Source organism: Pontimonas salivibrio (assembly GCF_002950575.1).
Classification (GTDB): Bacteria; Actinomycetota; Actinomycetes; order Actinomycetales; family Microbacteriaceae; genus Pontimonas; species Pontimonas salivibrio.
This window is the reverse complement of sequence record NZ_CP026923.1, coordinates 106,557-118,924: the sequence shown is the minus strand read 5'-3', so window position 1 is coordinate 118,924 and position 12,368 is coordinate 106,557. Positions and strand designations below refer to the sequence as shown.

Below are 12,368 nucleotides of genomic sequence, written 5' to 3'. Positions count from 1 at the left end.
GAGGCTTATACAAGCCGATGTAGGGGCGAGTGGATCCAACTAGGCTCCACAATTTGATGATCTGTAGCTGTCTGCTTGACTAAGAAGATGATTGGCATCACTCAGCTGACGGAAGCGGACTTTGACTATCTGTCGGCTCGCCTCGACGAATGGTGGGGTGGCCGATCAATGTCAGCCATGCTCCCCCGACTCTGGTTCAAGCATTTCTCGGAAACCTGCTTCGCGGTGCGGGATGACGAAGGACGACCAGTTGGATTTCTGGTGGGCTACGTCCAAAACAATGACGAGGCAACCGCTTACGTTCATTTCATAGGAGTCGACCCTACACAGAGGGGCAGAGGGCTCGGGCGGCGACTATATCAACATTTCGAAGAACAGGTTGTGTCTGTTGGGTGCTCAAACATCGAAGCCGTGACTTCTCCGTCGAACCAGAGCTCTTTGGCGTTCCACGAGGCACTCGGTTTTGTGGCGGTGGAGCCAAATGGGTCGACCGCGTTACCGAGCGAGGCGCAAGGCGTGAGGGACTACGACGGGGCGGGCGAAGACAGGGTGCTTCTCCGAAAGTCGCTCAGCCAGAGATAGTTGTAATTTATTGTTGTAATTTCCCAAAACAGCGCCTCAAACAAGCCGATGTAGAGGGCTTGTGAGCCGATTAGGCTCCACAAAATCCGATTTCAGGGATATTGTCCGCGAAACTAGTCGGGGAAAGCCCGGTACCAGACCTACGTGGTCCGCTTCGCCCACAAAGATGCCGTGGGTAGTGGTGTTACTGGCTTTCGGGCCCACCGGACCAATGCCACCACGCTCACAAGAGCCAATAACGGCAGTAACACTTGGAGCGAAAGGATTACTCCCGGGTATTCCTGATTCCACTCCTCGGGTGAGAGGTGTCTGGCGAGTATGCCCCAATAGGCCCAGACCAATACCAGGGCATAAGCGGGGGAAGCGTTGATCAATGCGACAGTGGTACCAATCGTAGCCGCCACAATCAACACGGCCACAGTCCAACCTGTGGGGCCCCAGAAGCCTTCGCCCTGCCAACCCCACTGGACCAGCATGGCCGAAACGTTCGCCACGGTCGCGACAGTAACCCAGCCGAAGTACACGGCAAACGGTAGGCGTACCGCCAAGGTGTTGGGCCAGTCCACACGCTCAGAGGTGGTGACCTGGTTGATGCGAATCAAGGTGTACAGCAGACCGATAATGATCAGCAGCGCCAACCACAACACTTCAAAGTGCCAGATCACAATCCAAGAAGCGTTTAGCAGACTGCTGGCAATAAACCACGGGGTGATTCTGTCAATCACACTGTTGGTGCGCACCAACTGGCCCACAGTGTAGATACCTAAAAGGAGGTAGATGACGCCCCAGATTGAGAACGTAAACCCGATGGGGGCAAACAGTGTGTCGTATTTGTCCGAAATATCACCCGTGGGGATGCCATTAAGGGGAAGGGTGGTCGCCAGAGTATTCATCACAATCATGAACACGTAAGCAATGGCCGCGAAAATTCGGAGAAAACGTTGCTGGGTCATAACGCCAGTCAATCACGCTGGGGTGATTGACACCAGGGCGGCGCTACCCCAACGACTGGCCGGTCATTGGCTGATATGTGGGCAAGCCGAATACAACGAGTGCTGGATACACACAGGGCCTACCCTTCACAGTATGAACCCTCTCACTATTGACGCCCTTCCTGCCGAGATTCACGCCCTCGCACGTGACTATTTCGACCTCATGCACCATCAAGATATGGACGTGTTCGATCGGGTTTTCCACCCCGACTCAGTCCTTTATGGAGTGGTCGATGGGCAGTTGAACATTCGGCCGTGTGCCATGTACCGCGAAGCTGTCGTGGCGCGCCAATCTCCTGCCGAACTCGGCAACCCCCGCCGTGATGAGATTCTTGGCTTCGATCAGATTTCACCCACACTTGCCCTGTTGAAAATGCAACTCGAAATGTTTGGCGGGGTAATGCAGGACTACCTGAACCTTTCTTACCTTGACGGTCAATGGTGGGTTGTGGCAAAAATGTGGGAGAAGGTTGGCGATTCCAGATGGTAATTTTTTGCTCCGGCGGTAAGGCTCGAACCCGCTATCCCTCTTCGGTCGAAGCCTTTTCTGGCGACTCGCTGCGAGTGCCCTCGCCTACACTCATCTCGAGTTCGCGTAGGCGCTCTCGCCGGCGGGCAAGGCGTTTTTCATTGCGGGTTGACTCGCGGCTTGCCTGGAGCTGTTCGATGAGGACGGGTCCGACGAGCCATTCGGTTTTTGTAGAGTCGAAAATGTAGGCGAGGTTGTCGGGAAGTCGTTGGAACACAAAACCGCTATCGCCGTTCATTTCTGCCTGATCAACAATGTCGCGCAGGACTGTTTGGTCCGAATCTTCGCCTGTCTGCTGCAGTTCACCTGAGTCTCCGTCGCGACGAAGGTCAGATTTTTCCACCCACCTTTTGAGAATTTCCGCTGCGCCAGGAGTGTCATTAATCCAGATGGTGGCGCTATTAAGGATGCCGTTGTTGTAGACCGCGGCAAGGTCACCGTCGTAATGGTTCAAATAAGGCCAAGGATCTTCGTGGACAAACGCGTCCACGTCAATGTAGAGAAGCGGACCATCTAGACTTTCCCGCGCTTGAGACATCCACAGGGGTTTTAATAGTGTCGTTCGCACCCAATTCTTTTCCGGTTCTACTTCAAAGAAGTGGTACTCCAGCCCCAGACGATCCAACGTTGACTTAAGCCTGGCCGCTTCCGCGCGATACACCTCATCAGGGGTATGAAACGCGATGACTGTTCCGGAGGTCGGCTCAACCCGACGTGACTGGGGAGGCAACAGATTTTCTGCCTGCGGGTAGCCCATCTCGACCGCTCGTGCCTCCAGTTCGGGACTCAAGGCAATTTGTTGGACAACCCGACGGGTTGTGCTGTCTTTGCCTGTCCATGCCGCGGTGGGCGGCATCGAGATCATGTGCTCTGTGAGAGCAGTCAATGCTGCGTGGGGGTAACGGTTTTTTTCGCCGAGGACATTGACGAGTGATTCGATGACACTGCCCGGATCGGATTCGAGTTCAGATCGTGTCATTGTCAAAAGGTTTGCCTGGTGTTGCTCGGCCCATTGGTCGAGGCCAGCGATCCGCGCGAGCACGCCTGGCCCGGTGAAACTCTTTCTGCCATCAGCGCCGAACCGGAAACGGTAGTCAAAACTGTCAACAAACTGATGAGGCAGCCGCGGATCACTCGCGCACACGCTGTCGCGAGGATCAGCGCTTGTGGCGATCAGGACAATGCGTCGGTAGCGGCCCACATCGCTCACTAGCTCTTTCGCGCGTGTGCTGTCATCCGGGTGCCACGACCAGACCACTGGCCGAAAATCATCCTGAAAGGCACTGGCCGTTGTGGGATCTTCCGGAAGATTCAGCGCCGGCGCCACGCGCCGGATTTCTTCAACCAGGTAGTGCAGGCTCGGCAGGTCCGAACCGGTCACAATCACGTGGGTCGCAGGGTGTCCACGAAAAAGAGCCCGAAGCTTGTGCTGGGCAAGGTTGAGTGTTCTTGTGAACCGTGTGCGCAGCGTACGGAGCCTTTTCATAACCTTCCAAGCCTACCGAGCGCTCGCTTTTGCACGCGTTGCTGATTCGGTGTTACGGAATGAGGAGAATTTTGCCCGAATAGTCTCTGGATTGAATCGCCCGATGTCCCTCAGGAGCATCAGACAGGGCAAAGCTGGCGGCAATGCTTACATTGAGCTGGCCCGACTCGATCGCACCGAACAGTTCACTGGTTCGCCACGCTCGCTCTGTGTGGTCGGCCATGAAATGACCGAGAGTGGGCCGGGTCACGATCAGTGATCCCAGTGCCCCTAAACGTTGTAAGTCAAAAGGTGGCACCGGCCCACTGGCAGCCCCGTAGAGAGCGAGTGTTCCCCGCGGGCGCAGGCTAGAAAGGCTGCCCTCAAAGGTGTCCTTACCGACGCCGTCATAGACAACATCCACTCCCCGGCCACCTGTGATCTCTTGAACCCTCTCGGCCCACGGTTCTTTGTCGTAGCGAATGACATGCTGGGCTCCCGCGTCGACGCCCCGCTGTGCTTTTTCGGCGCTCGACGTCGTCCCAATGACTGTCCCGCCCCTGGAGCGAATCATTTGGGTGAGTAACAGTCCGACACCGCCGGCGACAGCGTGTACTACCGCAGTGGTGTGCTGGTCGACAGGGTAAACATTGGTGCACAGGTAGTGCGCTGTCAGACCTTGAAGCATCGCGGCTGCTGCTTGGGAAAAATCAATGGAATCCGGCACCTTGTTCAACGCCTCAAGGGGGACGGCAACGTATTCGGCGTAACTACCACCGACCATTGCCCAACAGACTCGGTCACCAACCGACCATTCGGAAATGCCCGGACCAACCTCCACAACCTCGCCGGCGCCTTCTTGACCAGGGGTGAAAGGCAGTGGCAGCGGGTAGGCACCTTCTCGGTGGTAGGTGTCGATGTAGTTCACGCCGATGGCGTGAACCTTGACGACGACTTCGTTGTCTCCCGCTGAGGGTGGATCCAGTTCCACATATTCCAGAACGTCAGGCCCACCGGTGTGTGAAATCTGTATTGCCCGCATCACGCCATTGTTGCACTACGGAACAAAACGATTGTCAGAGTTCAAGCGGTGAAGGAAACCCAGAATCACGGTAGAAATTTCTTCGATCGACCGTGTGCTGGTGTCTAGGTAGGGAATGTCGTGTGCGGCAAACAGGCGTTTGGCGGCAGAAATTTCAAACCGGCACTGTTCGAGCGAGGCATAGGTGGAGTGCGGTCTGCGTTCAGTGCGCACTTGGTGGAGGTGTTGCGGTGAAGAGACCAAACCATACAGTGTGCCATGCAGTTCGCGGAGGCTTTCGGGTAGCACTTGAGCGTCAAAGTCTTCATCGAGCAGTGGGTAGTTTGATGCCCGCACACCGTGGTGGATAGCCAAATACATGCTGGTGGGGGTTTTGCCGCAACGGGAGGGCCCGACCAAAACGACGTCGGATAGTCCGAGTACTCGAAGCGATTGGCCGTCATCGTGTTCGAGGGCGAACTCCACAGCGGCCATGCGGTCGCGATAGGTTTCCGCATCAGCAATTCCGTGAGCTTGCCCATAGCGCCTGGTCGCGGTTTGGCCTAGTGCACTCTCTAGTGTTTCCAGGCCATGGTTGACCAGGTCAATGACGATTCCCGGTAGACCCTCTAAGGCGTGGCGAACATTACGGTCCATCACCGTGAGAAACACAATGGGTTCCGAGTGTTCTGCCGCTGTGTGTACTTCGCGAACCACATGGTCTGCCTCTGTGGTGTCTAAGACGAACGGGTAGCGGCGTTTGTCGTAGTGGCCCACAAATTGGGTGAGCAGAGAGTTCCCTAACGTTTCTGCGGTAATTCCGGTGCCATCGGAAATGAAAAAGACGGGTCGACGCTGTGGCTCGCTCACCGGGGCACTACTTTCCGTAATGCTGTGCCAGTTGCTGCCATACCGGAACGACACTGTCGGGGTTGAGTGAGAGCGAACTAATTCCTTGATCTGCTAACCAAATGGCTAACTCTGGGTGGTCGCTCGGTCCCTGCCCGCAGATTCCAATGTATTTGCCCCGTTCAACGCATGCGGTGATGGCCTGGCTCATCAGTCTGGTCACCGCGTCATTTCGCTCGTCAAACAGTTCCGCAACAATTCCTGAGTCGCGGTCGAGACCCAAAGTCAGTTGGGTCAAATCGTTTGAGCCGATGGAGTATCCATCAACGTGTTCGAGAAACTGGTCGGCCAACACCACGTTGGAGGGAATTTCACACATCATGATCACTTCCAGCCCATTCTCGCCCCGGGCGAGGCCTTGGCCGGCGAGAAGTTCATTGACGGCAATCATTTCGTCCACTGTTCGGACAAAAGGAATCATGATTTTGACGTTGGTTAGCCCCACATCGTTTCTGACATGGCGGATTGCGTCACATTCCATGTCGAACGCGGGGCGAAAGTGTTCCGACGTGTAACGAGATGCCCCGCGGAAACCGATCATCGGGTTTTCTTCATGGGGCTCGAACGCCACGCCGCCCAAAAGGTTGGCGTATTCGTTGGTTTTAAAGTCCGACATGCGAACAATGACCGGTTGGGGGTAAAAAGCGGCTGCAATCATCGCCACACCACTGGCCAATGTCTGCACGTAAAAATCCCTCGGCGTGGGATAGTGAGCCGTCTTGTGAACAATCGCGTCACGGGTTTTCGCATCCTGGCCATCGGGGTCTAATAGTGCGAGGGGGTGAATACCGAGTTCCCGATTGATGATGAATTCCAGACGGGCCAAACCCACTCCCTTATGGGGCAGGTGAGAAAAGGAAAAAGCTTGGTCGGGTGTACCAACGTTCATCATGATGTCGACGGGAATCTCCGGCAAGGCTTCCAGCGAGCGCTCCTGCACTTCAACAGGAAGCAGACCTTCGTAGATAAAGCCGGTTTCGCCCTCTGCACACGACACCGTGACATCCCCCGCATCACGCAGCGAATCCGTCGCACCCAGTGCGCCCACCACGGCAGGTATGCCGAGTTCTCTGGCGATAATCGCCGCATGGCAGGTGCGACCCCCACGATTGGTCACGATGGCGGCAGCTCGTTTCATGATCGGCTCCCAGTCGGGGTCGGTCATATCTGCAACTAACACGTTGCCTTCGGTGAAGTTCACCATCTGGTCGATGGACTCCAACACAGTGGCCCGACCTTGACCAATTTTTTGACCGATTGCGCGGCCCTCAACCAGCAGCGGCCCCTTCTCGCTCAGGTGGAATGTTTCCTGAATTCGACCCTGTCGCTGTGAGGTGACCGTCTCCGGGCGGGCTTGGAGGATGTAGAGCAGACCATCAACACCGTCTTTGGCCCACTCAATATCCATCGCCCGCCCGTAATGGTCTTCAATGGTGACGGCATGCTGCGCTAGTTCCAGTACTTCGTCGTCGGTGAGGGAAAATTGGCCTCGCTGTGCAGGGTCGACATCGAAAAAGTCGATTGATTTGCCGAGCGCAGCGTCTTCGGTGTACATCATCTTGACGGCCTTTTCGCCGAGTGATCGACGCAGGATGGAGCGGTGGCCTTCGCGCAGTGTCGGTTTAAACACGTAAAACTCGTCGGGGCTGACAGCACCTTGGACGACAGCTTCACCTAAACCGTAGGCGGAGGTAATAAAGACGGCCCCATCGAAACCCGATTCGGTATCGACGGTGAACATCACGCCGGAAGAAGCCACATCAGAGCGAATCATTCGTTGGACACCCGCAGAGATGGCGACTTCACCGTGTGCAAAACCGTGGTGCACTCGGTACGCAATTGCCCTGTCGTTGTAAAGGGACGCGAAAACTCCGCGCAGAGCCTCTAAAACTCCGTCTTCGCCCCGGACGTTGAGGAAGGTTTCTTGCTGTCCCGCGAACGACGCTTCAGGGAGGTCTTCGGCGGTGGCACTGGAGCGGACCGCCCAGGAAGCAGCCTGCTCGTTGGGGAGCGATTCGGCCATTTGGGCATATGCGGCGCGCACATCTGCTTCTAGTTCAGGTGGAATGGAGCCGGCGAAAATTATTTCCCGAATGGCTGAGCCCACTTTCGATAACTCAGCAACATCTTCTTCGTCGAGGCCGTCAATTGTCTCTGCGATCTTCTCGGTCAACCCGTTGTAGTCGAGGTATTCCCGGTAGGCATCGGCAGTGGTGGCGAAACCTTCAGCAACCCGCACACCTAACGGAACCAGCTGTTGGGCCATCTCACCCAAAGACGCATTTTTGCCTCCCACTTGGGGTACATCAGTCAAAGACAACTCGGTCAGCATCTTCACTAGGCGCATGTGGCCAGACTACGGATAACTATTCAATGTCTCCAGAGTCCAGGCTGGACTTTCAGTAAGCCAGCCTTTTCTCACTCGATGTGAGGTGTTGATTCACGGTGTCCGTCGTTGGCGACCAGGCTGTGTATCTCGCTCCGGGCAGTTGTGTAGCGGGGTGTCTTAGCCTGAAGGGGTGAGTGTGACAACGCCGGCGACGACCAGTCGTCTTCCCCTGGCACTGTTGGTGCTGGGTGGTGTTCCCGCTGTGGTGTTTGGCCTCGTGTGGGGTGGCGGTGCCTTGGCTCCTTTGGTGGTCGATCCGGGTGTGGCCGTGAGGTTTGGTTTGCCAGGGGCAATGTTGGTGTTGCGTCTCGCCTCCGCACTGACTCTGGGTGCACTGATGTTTGCCGCTGTGGCACTACCCAAAGATGAGCCTGCATACGAAAAGACCATGCAGATCGCGGGCTGGTCCGCGGCAACCTGGACGATATCCAGTGCCCTCGCGGCATTTCTCACTTTCCAGTCGGTGTATTTGGAGCCCATCGCCGCCAATGATCGTTTCGGAAGCCTACTGGCGCTGTTTTTTAGCCAAACAGAGTTTGGTCGCGCGTGGCTGATCTCCACCCTGTTGGCGGCGACTGTGACCATTGTGACTATCGCTTCGAGGGCTTACGCTCCTGTCTTTGTTGCGGGTCTTCTCGCCGTGGCGGCTCTGTGGCCTCTTGCAGAGTTGGGTCACACCGCGGGTAGTGCGTCGCACAATCAAGCACTCACATCAGCGTTTTTGCACTACGTCTTTATCGGTTTCTGGGTGGGCGGTCTGGCCGCTTTTGCGTTAGTGTTCAACACCCTTCGCCGCCGACCCACTCTGTTGCTGGCCGCACTGAAACGGTTTTCGAGCATTGCGCTGATTTCGGTGGTCGTCGTCGCGTCTTCTGGTGCGCTGAACGCCTACATTCGGGTGGGCTCTTTTGCGGAACTATCTACCCCCTACGGCCAGTTGGTCATTGCGAAGACCGCGGCGCTCGCGGTGTTGATTGGGGCGGGTGCGTGGTATCGCACTCGAACAATTAGGCAGGTGGCCGCGGGGGGTGTTTCGGCGCTTGGTTCCCTGTGGCGGACAATTACTGCCGAATTGGTGGTGATGGGTGTCGCAGTGGGTTTGGCGGTCGCTTTGGCGAGAACCGAAACACCGGTTGACGACACCCCAGCCAGTGAACTGCTTTCTCCCACCCCTGCCGAATATCTGACGGGAAAGCCTCTTCCTCCGGAGTTTGACTGGACGAAGGTCTTCACCGTGTGGGAGTTGGATTTGTTGTGGGCTCTCATTGCCGTCATGGGCACGGCTTTTTATCTTCAGGGCGTCTGGCGTCTGCGAGCCAGAGGTGACCGTTGGCCGATCAGCAAAACACTGTTTTGGGTAATCGGTATGGCCCTGCTGTTGTTCACCACCAGCTCGGGGCTTTACGTGTACGGGGTGTTTCTCTTCAGCGTGCACATGGTGGCGCACATGATTCTCAGTATGGCCATTCCCCTTCTGTGGGTGTTAGCCACACCGGTGACTCTGGCGGCGAGAGCGATAGAGGCGAGAAAAGATGGCTCCAGGGGTCCCCGGGAGTGGATTCTCACTGCCGTGAACTCGCGGTATTTGGCCATCATTGGCCACCCTTTAGTGGCGGCACCCTTGTTCGCGGTGTCTCTGATTGTGTTCTACTACTCACCACTGTTCGCGTGGGCCTTGGAGGACCACCTCGGGCACGTCTGGATGACGCTGCACTTCCTGCTCAGCGGTTATCTTTTTGCCCAAGTGCTGGTTGATGGTGACCCACACCCACACCGACCGGCGTATCCCCTTCGATTAGTCATCGTGTTGGCCACTATGGCGTTCCACGCCTTTTTCGGGCTCGGGTTGATTATGGGTGAAGCTCTTTTGGTCCCTGAATGGTTTGGTGCGATGGGCCGTGAATGGGGACTACCCCCCTTAGAAGACCAACAGCAAGGTGGCGAGTTGGCCTGGGGTTTGGGCGAAATCCCCACCCTCGTCTTGGCCATTCTGGTGACTTGGGCGTGGAGTCGAGGCGATGAGCGGGAACAAAAACGTCGTGACCGTCTGGCGGATCGGACCGATGACGCCGAACTGCAGGCCTACAACGCCATGCTTCAACAGCGCGCCGCCCAGGATGAGCGGGTGCCCAATCGGCCGGGCCCACGTTAGCTGGGTAATCGCTCGGGGGGCACTCTCAATCAATGCGCAGTGCTGGTGAATTCGAATCTATGCCTGTGACGTCACCGGTGAGCCCAAAGGACACCACTTCGCTGTAGGAGCGAAGCGAACCGTCAAACAAAGACTGCAAGGTCGCGTCAATGGTTGCTCGGCCACCTAGCGCCACCATGTCCCACGTGCCGTCGTCGTTGGTAGGTGCGAGCGAGACCGCAGGAACCTGTGAAATTGACCACTCGGGCAAGGTGTAGAGCCGATCGGTCACTTGAACACCGAACGGGCACGATGACGGCTGCAGCACTTCCCGCATCGCACACTCCCCGAGGTATTCGGTGAGTGCCAGATTGACTTCATCGAGCAGGGCGCTGGTGGGTTGGGCTCGTAGGTCCACGCTCCACACTGAAGCCGGTTCAGACACAACAGCCGTATACGACTCGGTTTCCAACCATTGGGTTTTTGCCTCCACGGTGTAACTACCGGGAACAAGAACGGTGGTGTTGAGAGAGCCCTCCGTCGGGAAACCGAGACCCGAAATGATGACCCGATCTAAACCGGTCAGTGTCGTCTCAATGGTGGCAGTGGGGGTGAGAGAAAACTCCCACTGGTCAAAAAGCCCCCACACGCGGCCTTGACGAGAGAGCGTAAAGACAGAGGATTCAGCGGTGTCGGCCATGAGGTATTCGGCACGAATCAACACCCGGTTGTCTTCTGTGTCCTGCACACCCGTAATGGCAATACTGGTGAGTTTCGCTTCAGCAACGGGCGACACTGCCGGGGTGGCCTCGAGTCCAGCAATCGCACTCGCGGCGAGCACATCGCCGTCTTCTAGGGCCTCCAAATAGTCCGTAACGAGTGCCTGTGGTGAGTACACGGTGGCGTTAAGCCACGACACCCCACCCGCCCACAGGGCAACCACACCGGCGAGCGCTACTGCCCAGGTGATGATGACTCGCCTCATCACCCCAGTCTAGGAAGCCGGTGGTGTCAGCCCGGTAGCCTGGTCACAGGGAACAGTCGGGAGACCATGACTACCGCGTCAGACCAGAACGAGGACATCCTCGCGTTATTGGAATCTAGTTTCGACCACGTGTTTATTACGGGTCCAGCAGGGACCGGTAAAACCACGCTGCTGCACGCGTTTGTTGAACAGACCAATAAACAGGTCGTTGTCGCAGCGCCCACTGGTGTGGCGGCTCTGGCGGTAGGCGGCCAAACACTGCATTCGCTGCTTCGACTGCCGCTGGGGATTATTGGCGACCGCGATTTAGGTTTCTGTCCAAAAGAAGTGCTGCAAATGCTTCGCGCTGCTGACGCGCTCGTGATTGATGAAGTGTCCATGGTTAGTGCTGACATGTTGGACGCTATCGACCGGCGACTTCGACAGGCTAAGGGCCGAAAGACGGTTCCTTTCGGCGGGGTTCAATTGATTATGTTTGGCGATTTGTATCAGTTGGCTCCGGTGGTGAGCGGCGATACGGAAAAACAATATTACCGCGACCGCTACGCCTCTGCCTGGTTTTTTGACGCCAAAGTGTGGCAGCAGGCGGGCCTCCGGACCGTGGTGTTGGAAACAGTGTTTCGCCAGTCAGACCCCGTCTTTCAGGCGGTATTGAACTCCCTGCGCGATGGCAGCATCGACCCTGACACCGGTCGGATGCTCAACGAACGGGGGTCCATTCCTCCCGATGACCCCGACACGATTACGCTGGCCACGACCAACGAGACGGTGCGAAGAATTAATCACGCACGCCTCGATGCGCTGTCGGGCCAAACCCAAATCGCCGTTGCGGATATTGAGGGAGATTTTGGTAAATCCCGCCAATTCCCCGCAGATGAAGAACTTGCCCTCAAACCGGGCGCCCAGGTGATGTTTTTACGAAACGACACCGGGAATGATCACGGCCCCCGCTGGGTGAATGGGTCATTGGGTGTTGTCGAAGATATTGCGGACACGGTCGTGGTGAATATTGACGGTGAGTCAGTAGAAGTGGAGCCGGTCACCTGGGAAAAAATTCGTTACGAATACAACCCGGGTACGAAAGAAATCACCAGCGACGTGGTCGCCGAGTTCACACAGTTTCCGCTGCGCCTCGCCTGGGCGGTCACTATTCACAAGGCGCAGGGTAAAACGCTTGACCGGGCCATTATCGATTTAGGCCCGAGGGCGTTCGCGGCTGGACAAACCTATGTGGCGTTTTCCCGACTCACAAGCCTCGACGGCCTGCACCTTGCTCGGCCCCTAAAACCTTCAGACATCATCGTCGACGGGGATGTCAAAAGGTTTTTCGCCACCGCATCGGATGAGGCCCACGCGCTCTGGTAG

The 12,368-nt window shown here is 56.7% G+C and carries 10 protein-coding genes; 4 read left to right on the top strand and 6 right to left on the bottom strand.

The genetic code is table 11. The features are described 5' to 3' along the window. Positions 1-87 precede the first annotated feature (87 nt). A complete protein-coding gene (locus tag C3B54_RS09030) occupies positions 88-582 on the top strand; it encodes a GNAT family N-acetyltransferase (RefSeq protein ID WP_104912787.1) in 495 nt (164 codons plus the stop codon). A 140-nt stretch (positions 583-722) separates the two neighbouring features. Here C3B54_RS09030 and C3B54_RS00625 read toward each other — a convergent pair whose 3' ends face one another. Next, complete coding sequence (locus tag C3B54_RS00625; RefSeq protein WP_104912786.1) at positions 723-1,535, bottom strand: tryptophan-rich sensory protein; 813 nt, start codon at positions 1,533-1,535, stop codon at positions 723-725. A 133-nt stretch (positions 1,536-1,668) separates the two neighbouring features. Here C3B54_RS00625 and C3B54_RS00620 point away from each other — a divergent pair, with 133 nt between their 5' ends. Next, on the top strand, positions 1,669-2,064 hold the full coding sequence (locus tag C3B54_RS00620) for a nuclear transport factor 2 family protein (RefSeq protein WP_104912785.1): 396 nt from the start codon (positions 1,669-1,671) through the stop codon (positions 2,062-2,064). Between the two features lie 31 nt (positions 2,065-2,095). Here the strand turns inward: C3B54_RS00620 and C3B54_RS00615 are convergent, their stop codons facing one another. The 4 genes from C3B54_RS00615 to ppsA are packed head-to-tail and all read right to left on the bottom strand — an operon-like array spanning position 2,096 to position 7,845. Next, on the bottom strand, positions 2,096-3,589 hold the full coding sequence (locus C3B54_RS00615) for a glycosyltransferase family protein (protein ID WP_104912784.1): 1,494 nt from the start codon (positions 3,587-3,589) through the stop codon (positions 2,096-2,098). Between the two features lie 52 nt (positions 3,590-3,641). Continuing rightward, the gene (locus C3B54_RS00610) at positions 3,642-4,610 is read right to left on the bottom strand and encodes a quinone oxidoreductase family protein (protein ID WP_104912783.1); all 969 of its coding nucleotides are present in this window, start codon (positions 4,608-4,610) and stop codon (positions 3,642-3,644) included. Positions 4,611-4,625: 15 nt separating this feature from the next. Then, complete coding sequence (locus tag C3B54_RS00605; protein ID WP_104912782.1) at positions 4,626-5,459, bottom strand: pyruvate, water dikinase regulatory protein; 834 nt, start codon at positions 5,457-5,459, stop codon at positions 4,626-4,628. Between the two features lie 7 nt (positions 5,460-5,466). Beyond that, positions 5,467-7,845: a phosphoenolpyruvate synthase gene (gene ppsA / locus C3B54_RS00600; protein ID WP_104912781.1), complete on the bottom strand. Its 2,379-nt coding sequence runs from the start codon at positions 7,843-7,845 to the stop codon at positions 5,467-5,469. A gap of 172 nt (positions 7,846-8,017) precedes the next feature. On the opposite strand from ppsA, the gene C3B54_RS00595 reads away from it, so the two are divergent. Continuing rightward, positions 8,018-10,039 carry a bifunctional copper resistance protein CopD/cytochrome c oxidase assembly protein gene (locus C3B54_RS00595; protein ID WP_245867951.1) on the top strand — a complete coding sequence of 674 codons (2,022 nt, stop codon included), beginning with the start codon at positions 8,018-8,020 and terminating at the stop codon, positions 10,037-10,039. 25 nt (positions 10,040-10,064) lie between these two features. Here the strand turns inward: C3B54_RS00595 and C3B54_RS00590 are convergent, their stop codons facing one another. Continuing rightward, the gene (locus C3B54_RS00590; protein WP_104912780.1) at positions 10,065-11,003 is read right to left on the bottom strand and encodes a zinc ribbon domain-containing protein; all 939 of its coding nucleotides are present in this window, start codon (positions 11,001-11,003) and stop codon (positions 10,065-10,067) included. 66 nt (positions 11,004-11,069) lie between these two features. Between C3B54_RS00590 and C3B54_RS00585 the strand changes: the two genes are divergently transcribed. Then, positions 11,070-12,368 (top strand): ATP-dependent DNA helicase, encoded by a 1,299-nt coding sequence (locus tag C3B54_RS00585; RefSeq protein ID WP_104912779.1) that lies wholly within the window; start codon positions 11,070-11,072, stop codon positions 12,366-12,368.